17 protein-coding genes and 1 riboswitch are annotated in these 20,740 nt (G+C 36.0%); of the genes, 3 read left to right on the top strand and 14 right to left on the bottom strand.

Translation table 11 applies throughout. The annotated features are described in order from the left end of the window. Window positions 1–93: 93 nt before the first annotated feature. From BBI01_RS17190 to BBI01_RS17135, 12 genes are all read right to left on the bottom strand, one after another. The gene (locus BBI01_RS17190) at window positions 94–465 is read right to left on the bottom strand and encodes a hypothetical protein (RefSeq protein ID WP_083190138.1); all 372 of its coding nucleotides are present in this window, start codon (window positions 463–465) and stop codon (window positions 94–96) included. A gap of 4 nt (window positions 466–469) precedes the next feature. Then, window positions 470–1,144: a superoxide dismutase gene (locus BBI01_RS17185; protein WP_065395868.1), complete on the bottom strand. Its 675-nt coding sequence runs from the start codon at window positions 1,142–1,144 to the stop codon at window positions 470–472. 144 nt (window positions 1,145–1,288) lie between these two features. Continuing rightward, on the bottom strand, window positions 1,289–1,966 hold the full coding sequence (locus BBI01_RS17180) for an SCO family protein (protein ID WP_065395867.1): 678 nt from the start codon (window positions 1,964–1,966) through the stop codon (window positions 1,289–1,291). After that, window positions 1,953–2,225 carry a YHS domain-containing protein gene (locus BBI01_RS17175; protein WP_065395866.1) on the bottom strand — a complete coding sequence of 91 codons (273 nt, stop codon included), beginning with the start codon at window positions 2,223–2,225 and terminating at the stop codon, window positions 1,953–1,955. The genes BBI01_RS17180 and BBI01_RS17175 overlap by 14 nt, the downstream gene beginning before the upstream one ends. A 223-nt stretch (window positions 2,226–2,448) precedes the next feature. Next, window positions 2,449–2,811, bottom strand: coding sequence for a hypothetical protein (locus BBI01_RS17170; protein ID WP_065395865.1), 363 nt, complete (start codon window positions 2,809–2,811; stop codon window positions 2,449–2,451). Between the two features lie 587 nt (window positions 2,812–3,398). Further along, on the bottom strand, window positions 3,399–5,381 hold the full coding sequence (locus BBI01_RS17165; RefSeq protein ID WP_065395864.1) for a heavy metal translocating P-type ATPase: 1,983 nt from the start codon (window positions 5,379–5,381) through the stop codon (window positions 3,399–3,401). A 44-nt stretch (window positions 5,382–5,425) separates the two neighbouring features. Continuing rightward, on the bottom strand, window positions 5,426–5,845 hold the full coding sequence (locus BBI01_RS17160; protein WP_065395863.1) for a Fur family transcriptional regulator: 420 nt from the start codon (window positions 5,843–5,845) through the stop codon (window positions 5,426–5,428). Between the two features lie 17 nt (window positions 5,846–5,862). Then, entirely contained in the window at window positions 5,863–6,762 is a 900-nt protein-coding gene (locus BBI01_RS17155) for a cation diffusion facilitator family transporter (protein WP_065395862.1), read from the bottom strand. Between the two features lie 13 nt (window positions 6,763–6,775). Beyond that, entirely contained in the window at window positions 6,776–7,657 is an 882-nt protein-coding gene (locus BBI01_RS17150) for a bestrophin family protein (protein WP_065395861.1), read from the bottom strand. Window positions 7,658–7,791: 134 nt separating this feature from the next. Then, complete coding sequence (locus BBI01_RS17145; protein ID WP_065395999.1) at window positions 7,792–9,021, bottom strand: efflux RND transporter periplasmic adaptor subunit; 1,230 nt, start codon at window positions 9,019–9,021, stop codon at window positions 7,792–7,794. Window positions 9,022–9,067: 46 nt separating this feature from the next. After that, the gene (locus BBI01_RS17140; RefSeq protein ID WP_083190137.1) at window positions 9,068–13,429 is read right to left on the bottom strand and encodes a CusA/CzcA family heavy metal efflux RND transporter; all 4,362 of its coding nucleotides are present in this window, start codon (window positions 13,427–13,429) and stop codon (window positions 9,068–9,070) included. A 139-nt stretch (window positions 13,430–13,568) separates the two neighbouring features. Then, entirely contained in the window at window positions 13,569–13,895 is a 327-nt protein-coding gene (locus BBI01_RS17135) for a DUF6660 family protein (RefSeq protein WP_065395860.1), read from the bottom strand. Window positions 13,896–14,088: 193 nt separating this feature from the next. On the opposite strand from BBI01_RS17135, the gene BBI01_RS17130 reads away from it, so the two are divergent. Then, window positions 14,089–14,664, top strand: coding sequence for a hypothetical protein (locus BBI01_RS17130; protein ID WP_065395859.1), 576 nt, complete (start codon window positions 14,089–14,091; stop codon window positions 14,662–14,664). Window positions 14,665–14,731: 67 nt separating this feature from the next. Beyond that, window positions 14,732–15,196, top strand: coding sequence for a hypothetical protein (locus BBI01_RS17125; RefSeq protein ID WP_065395858.1), 465 nt, complete (start codon window positions 14,732–14,734; stop codon window positions 15,194–15,196). A 79-nt stretch (window positions 15,197–15,275) separates the two neighbouring features. Here the strand turns inward: BBI01_RS17125 and BBI01_RS17120 are convergent, their stop codons facing one another. After that, window positions 15,276–16,769: a RagB/SusD family nutrient uptake outer membrane protein gene (locus BBI01_RS17120; protein ID WP_065395857.1), complete on the bottom strand. Its 1,494-nt coding sequence runs from the start codon at window positions 16,767–16,769 to the stop codon at window positions 15,276–15,278. A 17-nt stretch (window positions 16,770–16,786) separates the two neighbouring features. Continuing rightward, complete coding sequence (locus tag BBI01_RS17115; protein ID WP_065395856.1) at window positions 16,787–19,732, bottom strand: SusC/RagA family TonB-linked outer membrane protein; 2,946 nt, start codon at window positions 19,730–19,732, stop codon at window positions 16,787–16,789. Window positions 19,733–19,815: 83 nt separating this feature from the next. Beyond that, window positions 19,816–19,912: riboswitch (SAM riboswitch) on the bottom strand. 243 nt (window positions 19,913–20,155) lie between these two features. On the opposite strand from BBI01_RS17115, the gene BBI01_RS17110 reads away from it, so the two are divergent. After that, window positions 20,156–20,563 (top strand): type II 3-dehydroquinate dehydratase, encoded by a 408-nt coding sequence (locus BBI01_RS17110; protein WP_065395855.1) that lies wholly within the window; start codon window positions 20,156–20,158, stop codon window positions 20,561–20,563. Window positions 20,564–20,740 lie beyond the last annotated feature (177 nt).

The raw sequence follows: 20,740 nt of genomic DNA, 5'->3' as shown, positions 1-20,740 counted from the left end.
GATTCTCAAATTTTGTGAACTTTTTGCTTATACGTTTTTCGCTTAATTAAATAAACTTTTGTGGCTAAGATTTTATACGTGAATAGTTGAGACTTAAAAAACCGGTGGTCTGAAAATATGTTTCAGAAACAGAAAAGAATAGGCTGTTTCGTATGTAAAAGAGAAATTGAAAAAAGGAATCTTTTCAGTAATGATAAGTTCTGTTATCTCGGGAAGAATATAAATATCAAGGATTTTCTGCCCAGAGTTTTTTACTTTGTTGAACGGGGTAGATTCTGTATCGTTATTTGTTTTTGCCAGTTCTTTGCTCAGGTAACATTTTCCGTTACAGTGAATTTCAGGCTTACTTTTATTGACACAAAGGGTATTAACGATATACTTATAGTTTACAGCATACTCTACCATTGGTATCAGAGGTCTGAACACCATATAAAAGGTAAAAAGTATGCTGTAAAGTAATTTCATGAAATTATTTTTTACTTAAAGCTTCATCATATCTTTTGCTTACTTCTTTCCAGTTCAGCACATTCCAGATTGCAGAAAGATAATCAGCTCTTTTGTTCTGATATTTTAAATAATAAGCATGTTCCCAAACATCAATTCCCAGAATAGGAGTTCCTTTTTCTTCTACAATATCCATCAATGGATTATCCTGATTCGGTGTAGAAGAAACGAATAGTTTCCCGTTTTTATCCACAGAAAGCCAAGCCCATCCTGAACCGAAACGATCTGCTCCGGCTTTGCTCATTTTTTCTTTAAAAGCATCCAGACTTCCGAATGTTTCATTGATAGCCTTTGCTAATTTTGCAGATGGCTGAGTATTTTTCTCCGGTGTAAGGATCGTCCAGAAAAGTTCGTGGTTATAGTGCCCGCCGGCATTATTTCTTACTGCAGGAGTTAGTTTTGAGGTTTCAGACAAAATCTGAATCAAAGTTTGTTTTTCCTGTGGAGTTCCTGCAATGGCTTTATTCAAATTAGCGGCATAAGCTGCACCATGTTTTGAATAGTGTATTTCCATTGTTTGCGCATCTACTGATCCTTCCAATGCATTGTAAGCATATGGCAAAGGTGTCTGCTTAAACTGAGCCAGTGTAAACTGAGCCGCAAATACTGCCCCTAAAGCAGCTATTTTCATAATCTTCATAATGTTTTTGTTATATGGTTAAACAATATTCTTCTAAAAGATGGAAACCTGATGTTGGAAGATGAATGTAATCTAGGTTTTAAAAACAACTATAGAGTGGCTTAAGTTTCGGTACTTTCAGCTTCCTTCTTCCTTTCCTCCATCCTAGTTTAATAACTTCTTAATATCCTCTATCAGAATTTCTCTGTCCGGATGGTATTTTCCGTTCAATCTTGGATTCTTCCCTTCCGGATCTTCATAATTTAATCCTGAGTAATATAGGATCGGCATATTTTCTTTATTGTATCGGCAACGAATGTTCCCCTCCTGATCCACAAGAGCAATCATACCGCTATGGTTCAGGCTTTCTGCATCATCTTCTTTGTCTCCTACATAGATATTAAATTTATCCGCCAGATTTCCGATATATGTTCTGTCTCCTGTCAGAAAATGCCAATCAGGAGATTTTGCACCAATTCTATTTGCATGTTCCTTCAAAGCTTCCGGGGTATCATTTTCCGGATCAATACTGATGGATACGATGCCAAATTCAGAACTATTGATCTGATTTTGGATAGCCTTCATATTGGTGTTCATCACTGGGCATATCGTTGGACACTGACTATAAAAAAATTCTACCAGATACACTTTTCCCAGCATATCTTTATTAGTGATTTTTTTGTTGTTCTGATCGGTCAGTTCGAAATCTGGAACCTTCATTACTGTATAAAGATTCTTTTTGAAGTATCCCATTCCTATCCCTATTCCCAGAAAAAGAAGGGCAATAACCGCAATCGGGATAATGACCTTTCCTTTGTTATTCGTCTGTTTATTTTTGGGCATAGTTTTCAGGATTTTTTTTGAATTCTTCTTTACAGTATGGGCTACAGAAACCGTAAGTTTTATTTTTATATACAGCAGTATCTTTCAGAAATTGTGCCGTCTTCATATGGCAGATCGGATCTTCATCATTTACAACCTGTACATTCTTCATATTTTCTTTGGAAGAATTCATATTAGTCTTGTGCTTCACCTGTGGTTCTTTTGCACACGATAGAAGTAAAATTGACAGCACAGCAGTCAAAATAATCGGAGATTTCATTTTAATGTTACATTGAAATTAATAGTATTGAACAAAGTCATGGTCAGCAATTCATTATAGAATATCAATATGAAAACTTCCTTACGTTTTCCATAAAGATTCGCTCAGTACAAATAATATTTATTTGAAAAAGGCTCTCTAAAGAAACGAAGTGATCAATTTAATATCTTTAATTACTGAGGTAGCAATTACGCCAAACTAAAAATATAGTTTAATAATAAAGTTAAACCAATGGAGGATGGAAAATCCTTGAGAAGTAATTTGAACAATGGAGATCAGCATATCCTGATTCCGGTATTATCACCAGCTGTTCAAATTCTTTTTGATCTAAAAAGGAAAGAATATCATGAGAAAGGAAAACATCTAATCCTGCAATTTTTATGGTTTGAGAATTACCCGTCTGCTTTTCAGTTTTTGCTAATTCTTTCTTTACATAACACTTTCCTTTGCAGGTAGACTGAGGAATCGCTCTGTTTTCACAAAGGTTCTTTACGATATAATCATAATTTACCACGTAGTTTACCAATGGCAAAACTGGGCGTAATGCAATGGTAAAAATGATGGATATGTAAATCAGTAACCTCAATTATTCTGTTCTGTGTTACAAATATACTACTTCAAAATTGTTTTCCGTTCTGTTTATGATGAATGTCATTTGTTGTTCTGCCTGTTCTGTTGGAATACAAAACACCGTTGTAAGGAATAAGGATTCAATCTATGAATACATTGGATATTTTTTAATTGCCACGAATGCATTAATTTTTATATGTGTTTGCTGAGAAACAATAAGCTTCTTCAGGTTATTTTAATTGAACTGATGTGAATAAAAAACTGGCTTATCTGTTACCCATAAAATTACCAAAACTGTATCTGTTATCATTGTAATATTATCCTGAACTTTGATAATAAAGCTCAATAAACAAAAAATTTAGTTCTTTATAAAAAGTTTAATCTTGTCAAGCTCCGCTGATTTTCAACGGGGCTTTTTCTTGCTGTAGATTTTGGTACAAGGAGTAAAGGTTTTTATTTCTGCTAAAATTGAGGGGTGTTTTTTTATTGCCACTAATGCACTAATCAATTCATTTGCGTATCCGTGGCAAAAAAGCTCCGCTGAAAATCAACAGAGCCTTTAAATATAATTTAGATGAATGTTTATTGTATTCTTTAGTTTTCTTAAAATTTCATTCTTTGAATTCTCACTGCATTTAAAATTGCCAGCAATGCAACTCCCACATCAGCAAAAACCGCTTCCCACATTGTTGCAAGACCTCCTGCTCCGAGAACTAACACTACTGCTTTTACAGCAAATGCAAGAATAATATTCTGCCAGACAATTTTTTTCGTTTGCTTACCTATATTAATTGCCATTGGAATTTTGCTTGGCTTATCATCCTGAATAACGACATCTGCTGTTTCAATAGTAGCATCACTTCCCAGACCTCCCATTGCTATTCCTACATCACTTAAAGCAACTACCGGAGCATCATTTACTCCATCTCCTACGAAAGCTACGGTCTGATTTTTCGCCTTGATTTCTTTCACTTTATTCACTTTGTCTTCCGGTAAAAGATCTCCAAATGCGTTATCAATACCCAACTGATCTGCAACATATTTTACCACGGTTCCTTTATCTCCGCTCAACATGGTTGCTTTCACTCCCATTTTGTGAAGATTATCTACAGTTTCTTTAGCATCTGTTTTAATGCTGTCTGCAATGGTAATATATCCGGCGAACTTCTTGTCATAAGCTACAGCAATAAGTGTGTATACAATATTTGCATGGTTGATATCATAGCTGATATTGAATTTATCCATCAGCTTGAAGTTTCCTACCAGAAGTTCTTTTCCGTTGACTGTTGCTTTCAGCCCATGTCCAGCGATTTCTTCCACGTTTTCCATTGGAATAGAATAATTAATCTCTCCAACATAATTATGAATAGCTGTGGCTACCGGGTGTGTACTTTTACTTTCCAGAAGATTGACCAACTGCATAATTTCATCTTTATTAAATCCGGAAGCCATGTTTACTTCCTGAACTTTAAAAACTCCTTCCGTCATGGTACCTGTTTTATCCATCACTACATTTTGAATCTCTGCTATGCTGTCCAGAAAATTACTTCCTTTAAATAAAATCCCGTTTCTGCTGGCTGCTCCAATTCCTCCAAAGTATCCTAATGGAATAGAGATTACCAAAGCACAAGGGCATGAGATCACAAGGAAGATCAATGCTCTGTACAACCAGTCTCTGAACAGATAGTCACTGACAAAGAAGTAAGGTAAGAATGTGATTCCTATTGCCAGAAATACTACAATCGGGGTGTAAATTTTGGCAAATTTTCTGATAAATAATTCTGTAGGGGCTTTTTGAGCTGTTGCATTCTGAACAAGTTCTAATATTTTACTTAGTTTACTATCTTCATATGCTGTAGTTACTTTTACAAGAGCAATGCTGTTCATATTGATCATTCCTGCCAATACTACTTCACCTTTATTTTTGGTATCCGGTTTACTTTCTCCTGTCAATGCCGCTGTATTGAATGATGCGGAATCTGATAGTAACTCTCCGTCAAGCGCTAGTTTTTCACCAGGTTTTAACTGGATCACATCTCCTATTTTGGTTTCTTTTGCTTTAATGGTTTTCGGCTGATTGTTCTCCATGATTGTTACCTCATCAGGACGCTGATCTAATAAAGCTTTGATGTTTCCTTTTGCTCTGGTCACCGCCATAGACTGGAAAACCTCTCCTACTGCATAAAAAAGCATTACAGCAACTCCTTCGGGATATTCTCCGATAGCAAAGGCACCAATGGTTGCAATTCCCATCAGGAAGAACTCTGAAAATACATCTCCTTTGATGATACTTTTATAAGCGTCCTTCAATACTGGAAATCCGACAGGAATATAGGCTGCAAGGAACCATACCAAACGAACCCAGCCTGTAAACCACGCAGGTTTTATATAATTGTCGAATGCAATTCCTAATAACAGAATCACAAAGGATATGATCGCCGGAAGAAACATCTGAAAGATACTCTGATCTCCGGTATCGTGAGAGTGATCGTGTCCGTCATGGTCATGTCCATCTCCTTCTGAGTGATTATGTTTGTGTCCTTTTGGATCTGTTTTTTCCGGGGTTGTACTACAGCACTTTTCCATAACTGATATTTTTATTCAAATGTAATGATGAGACTGATGCAATGCTATTGCAAACTTTCAAGACAATTTTCACAGATTCCTTTTGCAAAGAGTCTTATTTCGTCTATTCTGAAATTGGTCTGTATGTTTTCAGGGAAGGAAATATCTTCTTTACAAGTGGTCTGTTTACATATTTTACAATAGAAATGAAGGTGCCAGTCTTTATGGGTTTTCTCATCACAATCGTCATCACAAAGTTTATATTTTGTGGTTGTATTTTCCTGTATGCTATGAACAATTCCTTTTTCTTCAAAGGTTTTTAATGTTCTGTATATTGTAATTCTATCTGCATGCTCAAAGTGGTTTTCTATTTCAGACAGAGATAACGCGGCATCTTGTGAGCTTAGAAAATCATACACCAGAATCCTCATGCTTGTAGGTTTGGTATTTTTATCAATGAGTTTGTTTTCTATATCTTTTTTCATTTTAAACTTTTTAAATTTTACAGATGTACTTCATTTTCTTCGTATCCTTCTTCTTCAATCTGAAAAGTGGTATGGTTTATTTTAAAGTTTTCAACGGTGGTATCTGTCAATGTTTTTAATAATTGATTCTGTGAGGTTCCTGTATCTTTTACTATATGAGCGCTCATTGCATTTACACTAGAAGTGAGCGACCACACATGCAGATCGTGAACATTCTTTACTCCAGGAGTTTCTTCCAAAGATTTACGGAGCTGATGAATATCTACATCATTCGGGGTTCCTTCCAGCAGTACATTTATGGCTTCTTTCAGTAATCTCCATGTTCTTGGGAATATTAATAATCCGATGGCTGCCGAAATCAACGGATCGGCATAGTACCAGCCTGTCGTGAGCATAATAATTCCGGCAATCATTACTCCAACTGAAGTTAGCATATCTGAAAGCACTTCAAAATAAGCTCCTTTCATATTTAAACTTCCTTCAGAGTCTTTTCTTAGAATCATCATTCCAATTACATTCACAAGCAATCCGATTCCAGCGACAATCAACATAGATTTACTTTGTACTTCCGGCGGATTCTGAAAACGCTGATAGGCTTCAAATAATACATATATGGAAATCCCCAGCAATACAACAGCATTAATAACTGCGGCTAATATTTCTGTACGATAATACCCAAACGTTCTGGATGAATCTGCTTTTTTCTCTCCTATTTTTATGGCTATAAAAGCCAGCAGTAAACCAACAACGTCGGTCAACATATGGGCTGCATCTGCTAATAAAGCAAGACTATTGGTAATTATTCCGCCAATAACCTCAGCGATGAGATAGGTCCCGCTAAGACAAAGTACAATCAGCAGATTTTTTTTATGCCGGCTTGCTGCGGACGGAGTTTGTATTTGTGTTTTGGATTCCATACTTAATGTTTATTTACATTTCATAATAGGATGTATTTTCTTTTTTCAAAGGGACGTTTTGCTCCCCAATCATTTGTCTGATATTGATCTCTATTGTTTGCGCCAGAGAAGTTACCGGAGTATCTACAGGTCTGTTTTCAAATGGATCCTGCATTATGATCGAAGTTTTTTCTATGGCAATGAATACAATCGGGATCAGGAAAGTAATGATAATTTCTATAGTCAGCTGGGAGTCATCCAATCCAAATGGAAGTACCAGTGCAAATACATAGATCAAAATATGTACTAAAATGCTGTAAGACCTTGGAAAAACAGTGTTCTTTAATCTTTCACATTTTCCCATGCTGTCACACAGCCTTGTTACCATATCATTCAACTGCATCTGTTGAAAATCTGTCAGTCCTTTTGATGCAGAAACTTCCTTAATCTGTTTTGAATGCTCATCTAAAAGGGCATTAGGAATATTGAGCCCATTGATATTATTTTTATCCAGATATTTCTGAACTTTATCTGAAAAAGGCAGCTTCCTCAGGGATTCACCCAAAGCAAACGTCCAGATGATCTGTCTCTCGGCAAAATCTCTGATTGTCTTGTGATCTTCCGAAGGCAAGAACTGAGTCACAAGCCTTATGAATGTTCTGGAATCATTTACAATTGCTCCCCAAACCGTTCTTGCTTCCCACCATCTTTCGTAGGACTGGGAGGTTCGGAATGCCAATAGTAATGATACTGCTGTTCCTAGAAGTGCCGGAATATTCAAGGGAAGTGAAATTTTTCTGAACCATGGTAACATATCCAAAAGCCCAATGGCAATGGCAAATATTCCTATAAACAGAATTTGAGATTTTATTTCACGGATGAAATACCAGACTGATATTTTTTTGTTTAATAGCATAATGATTCATGTATTAAATTGGGTAAGATAATCTTTACTTTCCTCAGTCAGTTTTTATGCTTAATAAAGCTATTCCGTAAGCAGCTCTAAATTAAGCATAAAAATCGACATTTCACTGATTCTGATCTCCTTCATTAATGTTCATGTTCTCCTGAATTCACCAGCTTAGCATTGACGAAAAAGGCTCCTTTCACTACAATTTTCGCATTGTCCGGGATATCTCCTACGGACGTAATCGCAGTATATCCCATATCGGAAGTTCCCTTTACCACTTCTATTTTTTCAAAGTTTAATGTTTTAGGATGAGGTTTTCCATTCTCTTCATGCTCTTCTTCCGGTTTTTTATCGGTTTGAATAAAAACATAGAATTTTCCGTCTGCTTCTACGATGGCTTCGGTAGGCACTGCTGGGGTAGTACTTTTATCAAGGCTTACAATTCCGGTGATATTCATTCCATCAATCAATCCTGATTTATTTCCTATTACTTCGCAATGCATGGAAATGGTTTTGCTTTCATTTTCAAAAGAGGAACCGATACTATAGATTCTTGCATCGTATTCCGTTTCCGGATTGTTGGTCAGTTTGAAATGAACGATCTGCCCTACTCTCATTTTCGGAAGGTCTTTTTCAAATACCTGAAGATCCAGGTGAATAGATCCATTATCAATCACTGTTGCAACAGGAGAAGAAATATCTACATAACTTCCTATCTGTGCTGAAATACTGCTGATCGTACCACTAATCGGAGCGGTGATTACCAATCCTGATTTCATGTTACCGTTATTGACACTTCCCGGGCTTATTCCCATCATCTGAAGCTGTTTTAACAGAGATGCTCTTTTGGTTCTTAAGGTTTTCAATTCTGCATCTGCGCTTTGAAGGTTTTTCTTTGCTCCTGCATCGTTATCAAAAAGTTCTCTTTGTCTTCTGAACTCCTGCTCAGCGTAAGTAATTCTACTGTTTGTGGTCAAATAATCTTCCTGCAGCTGGATGTATTCCGGATTGGCAATGGTTGCTATTACCTGTCCTTTCTTGACTATACTTCCCACCTGGATATTGATGGTTTTGATAATTCCGCCATACAATGAAGTGATGGTTGCTTTATTACTGTTAGGAACACTCAAAAGACCGTTTGCCTTGATGGTAGAAGTAAGTTCTTTCATTTCTATGGGTCCAAGGGTAACTCCTACGGACTTCATTTGCTCTTCTGTAAGGGAGGCAATCGTTTGTGGTACTTCTTCATGTGCATGTTCCTTCTGTTCTGTCTTTTCAGGAGCTTTTTCTTCCGCAGCTTCTTTTTTTCCGCAGCTTATAGCTAAGATAGAGATGAATACAAGAGATATGATATTATATTTGAGTTTCATATTCGAATTTTTATTTTTTCTAAGGTCGTTTGAAATCGACTTCATATTATTTATTAATGATTGAATTAATGGTCACTACAGACTGATTCACCTGCTGAATCGATTCCAGGTATTTCAACTGAATGTTGGTAGCGGTTTGTAAGGCAAAAAGATATTCAACATAGGAAATCTCTCCTGTTTTATATCCCAACTGAGCTGCTTTTACAATTTTCTCTGCATTCGGAAGTGCCTGATTGTTATAATAATCATACTGCTGTATATCCTGCTGATATTGGTTAAAAGTATTCTCCAGCTGCGCAGTGAGCTGTTTCTTCTGCATTTTTGCATTGGTTTCCGCAACCTGTTTTTCATATTCCAACGACTGTATTCTTGCTTTGGTAGCTCCAAATGTCAAAGGAATAGATACTCCCACTGTTGCCGACTGAAAACGTTTCCCCGAATCATAGAAATTCTCCTGTCCGTTAATGGTATGGAAACCAATCAGTGACTGATTGGTATATCCCAGACTAAAATCCGGCAACCCTGTCGCTTTTTCTACTTTCTTGTTCTTCTCAGCAATTTCCATTTCATGATAGAATGCCTTTACAGTAGGATTGTTTGCTACAACAGCGCTATCCAGTACGTTTTCTGCTTTCAGCGGTTCATAATCTTTTTTGAATGGAACTTCAAGGTTTTCTGAGGTGTTGAGAAGGGTTTTTAAATTTTTATAGGCGTTATTCAGATATACTTCATTTTGTGTTAACAGCAGATCTATTTCACCTTTCTGGGTTTCTGCTGTATTAATTTCAATCTTTTTAATATCTCCAGCTTTAAATCTTACCGTTGCAATTCTGATAAATTCTGCATAAAAATCAGCCAGACTTGTAAGTTTTTCTTTGTTGTACTGAAGATATTCAATTTGATAATAATAGGTACGAACGTCTTTTACCAGCTCATTGACTGTTATTTCCTTCTCAATCTGTTTACTCTTAACGGTTTCATTGATGAGTTCTTTTCTTGCTTTAAACAATGTCGGGAAAGGAATACTCTGTGAGATGGCAAAAGACTGGTCAAATTTCGGGCTGTTGTATTGTCCTAACTGAGCATCAAAGCTTAATTTGGGAAGTTCTTTCGCCGTAGGTCTTAAAGCTTCTGCTGATTTTATACTTAAATCCTTTGACTGCAAGGTTAAGTTATTATTCATTGCCATTTCTACCGCTTCATCTACGGAAATAGGTCTGGACTGAGCTTTAAAGTTTTGCCCCAGCATCATTAATCCTAAAATAAGAACAATTGTGAATGATTGCGTGTTATTGTTTTTTCTTTTCAAAATCTTTGTGTTAAAGATGATGTAAAGCATTGGTAAAACGAAAAGCGTAAGGAACGTTGCTGTTACCAAACCTCCAATCACAACTGTTGCCAACGGTTTTTGCACTTCTGCTCCGGCTCCGGTGGAAATTGCCATTGGTAAGAATCCTAATGAAGCCACGGTAGCGGTCATTAGAACAGGTCTCAACCTTGTTTTAGTTCCTTCAAAAACACGTTTTAAAATGTCTGTTTCTCCTTCTTTTTCAAGCTGATTAAAAGTTCCAATCAATACAATTCCGTTAAGGACCGCAACTCCGAATAAGGCGATAAACCCGATTCCTGCACTGATACTGAATGGCATATCTCTTACGATCAAAGCAAATACACCCCCAATTGCACTCATTGGAATAGCTGTAAAGATCAAAGCTGCCTGCTTGAATGATTTGAATGTAAAATACAACAACATGAAAATAAGCAATAGCGATACGGGAACAGCAATCATTAAACGTTTACTTGCTTCCTGAAGATTTTCGAACTGTCCGCCGTAGGTAAAGTAATATCCTGAAGGTAATTTCACCTTATCTAATTTACTCTGAATATCTTTCACCACACTTTGAACATCACGATCTTTAACGTTAAATCCTATTACAATTCTACGCTTCCCTTGTTCACGGCTAATCTGTGCCGGACCGAGCTTGTAACTTACATTAGCAACCTGAGATAAAGGAATCTGAGCTCCTGTTGCGGAAGTAATCATTAAGTTATTAACATCAGAAATATCGGTTCTGTGAAGACTGTCCAAACGTACAACCAGATCAAAACGTCTTTCATTTTCAAAAACCTGCCCTGCTGATTTTCCTGCAAAGGCTGTACTTACGGCATTATTTACATCTTCTATATTTAATCCGTAGTTGGCAATTCTTGTTCTGTCATATTGTACATTGATCTGAGGAAGTCCGCTCACTCTTTCAATCTGAGGTGCGGTAGCTCCATCAACGGTTTGAATAATCTTTCCTACTTTATCAGCATATACCGCCAGTGAATCAAGGTTTTCTCCAAATATCTTTACGGCTACATCCTGTCTGATCCCGGTCATTAATTCATTAAAACGCATCTGGATAGGCTGATTTTTCTCAAAAAACACACCTGGAATGGTTTCTAATTTTTCACTGATCTCATCTGCCAGTTCGTTATAAGATTTTTTTGTCTTCCACTCGCTTTGTGGTTTTAATACAACGATCATATCGGTAGCTTCGGGCGGCATCGGGTCAGTAGGAACTTCCGCAGATCCGGTTTTTCCGACTACCATTTTCACCTCATCGAATTGTTTAATGATTCTGGAAGCCTGCATTGAAGTCTCTATACTCTGACTAAGTGAGCTTCCCTGTGGTAATATGCAATGGAAAGCAAAATCTCCTTCCTGTAATTGAGGAATAAATTCACCTCCCATATTTTTAAATGTAAAAGCTGATATAAGAAAAACAACTGCTGTAGCTGAAACGACAATATATTTTACTTTAATTGCTTTGTGTAATAATGGCTGATAAATCTTTTGTAAACGATTCATCATTTTATCTGAGAATGTTTCCTTGTGAGATATTTTTTTGGATAAAAACAAGGCGCTCATCATCGGAATATATGTCAATGAAAGAATCAAAGCTCCCAAGATTGCAAATCCTACAGTTTTCGCCATCGGAGTAAACATTTTACCTTCAACTCCAGCCAATGTAAGGATCGGGATATATACAATCAGGATAATGATTTCACCAAATGCTGCACTGCTTCTGATCTTCGAGGCGGAAAGGAATACTTCTTCATCCATTTCAGATTGCGTCAATGCACGGGTGGATTTTCTTAAGCCTAAATGATGTAAGGTTGCTTCTACAATAATAACTGCTCCGTCTACGATCAGCCCGAAGTCTATTGCTCCAAGGCTCATCAGGTTGGCACTTACTCCGAAGACATTCATCATTCCCAAGGCAAATAAAAGAGAAAGCGGAATTGCCGAAGCCACAATAAGCCCGGCTCTCAGATTTCCAAGGAAAATAACCAGAACAAAAATGACAATCAAGGCTCCTTCGATGAGGTTTTTCTCAACGGTACTGATCGCTCTTCCTACTAAGTCTGTTCTATCCAAAAACGGTTCTATCACCACATCATCAGGTAGCGATTTCTGAATGGTGGGTATTTTTTCTTTGATATTATTTACAACTTCATTACTGTTTGCTCCTTTCAGCATCATGACGACACCTCCTACAGCGTCTACTTTTCCGTCATAAGTCAAAGCTCCGTAACGTACAGCGCTTCCTAAACGAACATCTGCAACATCTTTTATAAAAATAGGAACGCTTCCTGTTTCATTTTTAACAGCAATATTTTTGATATCTTCAAGAGAGGTTACAAGCCCAATTCCACGGATAAAATAGGCATTGGGCTTTTTATCAATATAGGCTCCTCCTGTATTCTGATTATTTTTTTCAAGGGCTGTAAAAATTTCGGTAATACTTGTTCCCATTGCTTTCAACCTGTTAGGATCTATGGCAACTTCGTATTGTTTTAATTCGCCTCCGAAACTGTTGATCTCCGCTACTCCCGGTGTTCCGTTCAGTTGTCTGCGGACAATCCAGTCCTGCATGGTTCTGAGTTCTTTGGCATTGTATTTCTTTTCGCTTCCTTTTTTAGGGTGAAGAATGTATTGATACACTTCTCCAAGCCCTGTACTTACGGGAGCCAGTTCTGAAGTTCCGACACCTTTAGGTATTTCTTCGACAGCATTTTTTAATTGTTCATTGATCAATTGTCTGGCAAAATAGATGTCTACATTCTCTTTAAAAACTACGGTAATTACAGAAAGTCCGAATCTGGAAATACTTCTCGTTTCCTGAATATCCGGAACATTGGCAATACTTTGTTCAATGGGAAAGGTTACTAACTGTTCTACTTCCTGCCCTGCCAATGTAGGACACGCCGTAATGATCTGAACCTGATTATTGGTAATATCAGGCACCGCATCTATGGGTAATTTTGTAGCACTCCATGTTCCCCAAATGATCAGCAACAAGGTCATAACACCAATGATCACCTTGTTTTTGATACTGAATTTTATGATTTTATCTAACACGATTTTTATTTAATTTATATTGAAAACAGATGCAAACAGCATAAAATACTGCAGCAAAAATATCCTGAAAACCTCTGCAATGGTATTGCAAAGTTTCAAGTAGGCTTAGAAAGCATAACTTTCTAAAAATCAATAAAAATTAAATCTTAGGGGGTTGCCAGATAGGATCGTATACCTGATAGGCAAAGTCGTTTTTATGAAATAAGATCTTTTTTGAAAAATAAGCAGGAACCTGCTCAGGAATTTCCAATAAAGGATCCATTTTAAATGCTGAAACCGTAATCTGGCAGCAGCTGCATGCACAAAGCGGCGAACAAATATCTCCGTTTTCTGTAGAATGTGCTCCGTGAATACTTAATGAAATCTTCTGACCTTCTGAATCCAAAGAAAGACGGGACACATCTTCACATGGCATCAGTGATAACGCCATGAAATAAATTGCCAATATCCATCTTAAGAAGTTCATTGTGACAAAGGTAAAGATTTTTTATAAAACAGATGAATTCTGAAGTCTTTAATACAGTTTTAGTATTTACCCTCAAACTATATTTTATCTGTTACCAAAACCAATACCATTTTCTAACTTTCTGTGATCCCCAAATAATGTTCTTACCTTTGTAAGATCAAGCAGACTTATTTATCTCATCCGAATTTTACCCATGAAATTATTCAAACAACTTATTGTACTATCATTTCTATTATTTGTTATTTCCTGTACAAAAAACAATAGTGATAGAATAGAATTATCTTATTCGTTTGAGAAAAAAGAAAATAAGATCAACTTGATGTTCCATAATAACACCAATGAGGATTTCCTGATCATTATCTCCAAAACATTGAACTTTGACGGAAAGCATTCAGGAAGTGAAAAACTTGAAGAGAATAAACCCGTGAATGCATATCTTGTCAACCAAGAACAAACGATTTTTTCTAAACAAATTGACTCCATCAATTCTTCTTTAAATCCAAGTGCTTCGCCAAATGACATTAAGACATTGTTTCCTACCGCGATATTCGTCAAGAAAAAAAGTACAAAACAACTGGAATATAAGTTCAATAATAACTTCGTCTTAAATAAGGAATACAAGACTTCTTTCAGCAAAATGAGAGATATTTTAAATACTCCATATAATTTAGAAATGTTACAAAAAATGCAGGAATGCAGGAAAGACGAACAGTATAAAATTTATCTGGATGATTTTGTGATCAATGATAGCATAAAGGTTAAGTTTTAGAAATAAATTAATGACTTAGATATTACTTTTTATTCTTTATATAACTCTACAAACATTCAACATTTAAATGAAATATTTTACTATAAAAGCCCTTCTTATATCTTTCTGTTTTATTACACTTTCGTGTGAGAAAAAGGAAATATTAGGTAATGACATTACTATTTTAACCCCAGTTAGAAACCTTTCTACAGTTCTTGGAACTGATATTTATACATCAGATCTTCTGATCGAACCGGATACTTCTGATACTCTTAGATTTAAATTAACAGAAAAGGACTGGGCTATTTTAAGAGAAAGCTTTGACAAGAATCAGATTTACCTTATCAATGACAATACAAAAATAGGACGAAGAGTTAATTCTATTTATATGCCCGATAGGTTTAAAATCAGAACGAATAAAAGGCTCTTATCATTGCAATACCGTTATTTTATTGGGGAAGGAGAAAAATTTGACAGTGTAAAGAGTATCAGCTTCAATAAATTTATGAAGACTTTTGATTCTCTGGCCTATTACAGATCTCGAGGTAAATAATTTAAAAACTTTTTGCCAAAAAATAAAAACCACCGCAAAAGCGGTGGCTAAAAAATCAAATCTAATTATGGACTATAGATTATAAATTCGGGTTATTCTCAAATTCTTTTTGTGGAATACTGAATAAATAATATTTACTGTTCGGTACAAATTCTGTTTTATCAGGGAAATTGAAGATTGAATGTCCTCTTCCGTCAACTGTTTTTACAGTTCCGTTCGGCGTCGTAATCTGAACCTTGATAGGTTTTCCTTCTGCATCTACATAAGGTTTTCTTACTACTGTTCCCTGTGTTCTGATAATATCTGAAAGAGAGAAACCTTCTCCAAACAATTCTTTTCTTCTTTCGATGAGAATTTCATCTACTACATTATTCTGAGCCAGTGAACCACTGTAAGCATTAGCATGTCTTGCTGATTTTAATTGGTTCAGAACTGTTACCGCCTGAGAGACATTTCCATTTCTTGCCTCTGCTTCAGCCTCAATAAGGTACATTTCAGCGGCTCTCATATATACGATATCTCCGATAAGGGTAGGCTTAAATTTAAATTTCGCATATTTCAGCAATCCTTCTCTTGAAGGTAGATTATCCCATGAGAACAACTGGTATCTGATATCATTGGTATCAAATAAAGCTTTAAAGTATGGATCAGCCATGAAACTGTAGTAATAACTTCCTGATGAAGATACATCAAGATAGTGGAAAGCATAACTTGCATCCGACTGTTCCTGAGTCTGAGCATGTCCCCAGATCCATTCTACATTGGTAATATCATTGAAACCATCTTTATATTTTTCAGGCGCCATTAAAGGGTATCCTTCTTTAGCAATCTTTGCGGAGGCTGCTGCTTTGCTCCATTCTCCGGTATTCAGATAAACTCTCGCTAAAATTCCGTTTACAACATTTCTGTTGATCTTATCCTTATTGTTTCTTGTGTAATCTTTCAATAAATTGTCTGCATCTGTAAGATCACTTTTGATCAAAGTATAAATATCTTCAAGACTGGATTTGCTTTTTCCAACTGTAGTTATCGCTGAAGGTTCTGTATAAATCGGAGCCGTTAATGCAGATTTATCTTTAAGGTAACTAAACTGATAAAAGCTTGCAATATTTAGATAACAGAAAGCACGTAATGCCTTTGCCTGACCTTTTACCTGGTTCTTTTTTTCCTGGCTTCCTTCTGCCGCATCAATTTTTGCAATAACATTATTCATGTTATTAATTGCAGAATAAAGCATTCCCCAAATAAATAACGGACGACCAGCAGTTCTGTTTTCCATTTCGGAAAAAGTATAAGTAGTTGCAAAACCATATTTGTTGGTCAATACCGCCACATCACTTCCCATTGCATCACTTGCTCTCATAACAGTTGAAAAACCAATGTTCGCATATGTTGTCCCGTCATTATTGAATTTTGCCCAGGTTCCGTTGATAACTGTTTCAGCGCTTTCTGCTGTTTTAAAAACTTCCGTGCTGTTGGATTGATCTGTAGGAGCTGTATCCAGTTCACTTTCACAACTTGTCAGTGACCATAATCCAATCAGAGCAAAAGATATATATTTTAATTTTTTCATTGTTTCAATTTTAAAGATTAAAGAGTTGCCTGAAGACCAAAAGTGATCGTTCTCATTGCCGGATATCTGTAGTATGTTGTACCGTCCAATGCCTGCTCGGGATCCATTCCTTTATGTTTATAGAAAGTCAGAAGGTTCTCTGCCTGTACATAAATTCTGAACTTTTTAAGTCCTATTTTTTCAAAATAATCAGATGGAAGTGTATATCCTAAGCTCACATTTTTAAGCCTTGCATAGGTTCCTGAATATAAAAATCTTGAAGACGTTGACGTCCAGTTATTCGTAGTTGTACTTAAAGCAGGAACATCTGTGTAACGATTTTCCGGAGTCCATCTGTTCAGCATTTCAGCACTCCATGAACGTCCTCCTGCGCTACCGTTATGCATGATTGAGGTATAATCTGTATCAAGGATTTTTCCACCAATCTTAAATGTCAGCAATCCTGAAAAATCAAAGTTTTTATACGTAATACTTGTACTGATTCCCCCCGTTACTTTTGGCAATGCAGATCCCTGTAATGTTTTTACTGCTTTACCGTATTCTGAAGTTGTTCCTTCTACTGAGTTACCATTAGCATCCTGATAAATAGTCTTCCATAGTGGATTTCCATTAGTAGGGTCTACTCCCACCCATTCCGGGATAAAGAAATCATATACAGAACCTCCTTCTCTTAATAGTTTAGTTGTTCCTGACACTATAGAACCCGCAGGTAACTTAGTGATTGTATTATTCAAAGTACTTAAGTTCAAATCTACATTCCATTGGAAATTATCATTTCTGATAGGGGTTGTAAATAATGAAAACTCAAATCCCGTATTTTTAATCGTTCCGATATTCGCTGGAAAATCGCTAATCCCTACAGATGGAGCTACAGGCATGTTAAACAAAAGATCCTGACTTTTTCTCTGGAAATATTCGATATTACCTTTAATCCTATTATTAAGAATTGCGAATTCAAGTCCTACATTCAGGTTAAGATTGGTTTCCCATTTCAGATTTTCAGTTCTTGCCTTCTCCAATGTTGTTCCCGGCTCTCCGGCAAGATTTAAGTTTCTGTATAATTCCTGATATGCATAGTAAAGTGGCTGTCCGTTTGGTCTTAGCAGTTTATCATTCCCTTGTCCTCCATAACTTGCACGTAATGTTAACAGGTTAAAGAAGTTAAGATCTTTAATAAAGTCTTCATTGGAGATCTTCCATGAACCTCCTACTGACCAGAATCTACCCCATCTGTTATCAGGAGAGAATCTTGAAGAAGCATCCGCTCTTCCTGAAGCTGATATAAAATATTTATTAGCATAATCATACTCTACTTTTCCAAGGAAACTCAATAAGCTTAATTTATCACTGTTTCCACTGAAGCTTACCAATAAAGAAGCTGCATCCGGCTCATAGTAATAAGGAAGAGAGAAATTATTTCTTGTTCCTGAAATAGTCTGGTAATCGTATTTATAAAATTCATGTCCCGCTAAGACATTAACGTGATGTTTACCAAATTTCTTATCGTAAGTCAAAATATTACTTGTCGTATAAGAAAGCGTTCTGTTATTAGATCTTGTCACCGAACCTCCGATTTCAGAGCCTTGTCCTAAAAGCGGATTGGAATATAGATGTCCATTATAATTCACTAGATCTACAGAGAAACTAGATCTGAATTTCAATTCCGGAAGAAAAGTAAGTTCCATAAAACCTTTTCCTGAGAAGTTATCTTCTTTATTCTCATTTTTGTCCAATGGTAAACTTGCAGCAGCATTCTGATTCTGAAGAGCAGCAGTAGGTCTGTATTTTCCAAAATCATAGATTTTATTTCCTTCTTTATCCAATACATAAGATCCATCATCATTTCTTTCGTAATAAGGATAGAATGAAGGAATAGATCTTGCAGCATGAATGATATTACTTGCTTTAGAATCTGATGAAGGAGGTGCCTGCTGAATACTGTTGGTATAACTTAAGTTCACCCCAACATTCAACCAGCTTTTTACTTCAGAATTGATTTTTAATCTGGTATTATATCTTTTGAATCCGGATTCAATTGCCATTCCTTTATCATCCAGATACCCCAATGAAAAGAAATAATTACTTTTTTCACTTCCGCCACTAATATCTAAATCTACCTGATTTCTGGAAGCTACTCTTTGTAAAATATCTCTCCAGTCATCATTCCATAATGGTTTTGCTCCCGGTAATAATTTTCCGTCTGGTCCTACTGGTTTAGGATAATTAGCTCCATAAGGATTGACAGACAACCCTCCCGGACCGTAAATAAGATTATCTGAAGCCATTTGCCCTGCCTGTTGTGCAGAAATCTGCTTAGACTGATATCCATTTCTAAGCGCTTCCCAATACAATTGGAAATATTGATCTGTATTTACCTGCTCGTAATCTTTTACTGCTCGGCTAGAGAATCCCTGACTGATGTTTAAATTTACCTTAGCCTCACCTTTTTTACCCGATTTTGTAGTAATGATGATAATTCCGTTTGCTCCTCTTGAACCATACAATGCACTTGCTGTAGCATCTTTCAGTACACTGATAGATTCAATATCACTTGGGCTTATTGCATTTAAGTTTCCATCAAAAGGAATTCCGTCTACTACATATAAAGGGTCACTTGAAGCACTTACAGAACCAACTCCTCTGATTCGGATGGTAGAAACAGCACCTGGCTGCCCTGAAGCACCTGTGATTTGCACACCCGGAACCTGTCCGTCCAATGCCTTTGTAATATTGGTTACCGGTCTGTTATTAATTTTATCGCTAGAGATAGTAGCCACTGAACCGGTATAGCTATTTCTTTTAGCTTTACCATAAGCAACTACCACTACTTCATCGATTTCTTTTTCTTTAAGTGTATCTTTTTTAGGTTTGGAATTCTGCCCGCTAACACTTACAATTCCTAAGAAAAACGCTGCCACAGGTGGTATCCAAATTTTAGAATTAATTAATTTTTTATTAATCATAATCAATTTTATTTATCATATATTAAAATTTTGCCCTTTGCAGAAAAGTCAGCAAAGGGCATCGATTGATACGATAAACCAAACGCTTATTTTTCCTTTAAAGGCTGAATGTAACACCTTGCGCGTAGCAGGTTGTTAAGACTTCACAGGGTCAGTTCCCTCCATCTTTCTTTATAAGCCGATCGAAATATGGTTGCAAAGCTATAAACTTTTAGTCTACAAAACAAGTAGACTTATTTATTTTTCATGATAAATTTTCAAAAATTAACATAAGATTATATTAAAACCCCTTAAAATAAGGACTTACAAAAATTATCACTTTCTTAAACATGACAAATATCATTATTAATAATTCAATGAAGCAAACGTCATACTGAGCAATATTTTTAACCTTTAATTAAAAAAACTTTTTAATTTTATAGAATGAAAGTTTTGATTATAAATGGTCCTAACCTTAACCTGTTAGGAACCCGAGAACCGGAAATCTATGGAACTGTTTCTATGGAAACTTATTTGGAAAATTTAAAATCCGAATTTGTATCTCATGAAATTCAATATTACCAGTCAAATATTGAAGGGGAAATTATTAATAGATTGCAGGAAGATGATTTTGATGCTGTTGTGATTAACCCCGGAGCTTTCACTCATTATTCTTATGCCATTGCAGATTGTCTGAAAAACATTAGAAAGCCTAAAGTTGAGGTTCATATCAGCAATATATACAAAAGAGAAGAATTCAGACAGAAGTCTGTAACTGCCGCTAATACTGATGCTGTTTTATCCGGATTTGGGATGGATGGGTACAGGTTGGCTATTATTAGTTTGAAGTAATAACAAATGTCACTTTCTATACAAGATATAATATTATTGACTCGCAGATTTAACAGATTAAGCAGATCTTTATTTTCATGTGTGCATTTGCAACGTAAATATCTGCAAAAGCATCGTTATCAGCTAGATATAAAATAAAAAAAGCCTCATCTTTGATGAGGCTTTCTATTTATAATT

This window comes from Chryseobacterium artocarpi, from assembly GCF_001684975.1.
GTDB lineage: Bacteria > Bacteroidota > Bacteroidia > Flavobacteriales > Weeksellaceae > Chryseobacterium > Chryseobacterium artocarpi.
This window is presented reverse-complemented; position numbering and strand designations above follow the sequence as displayed.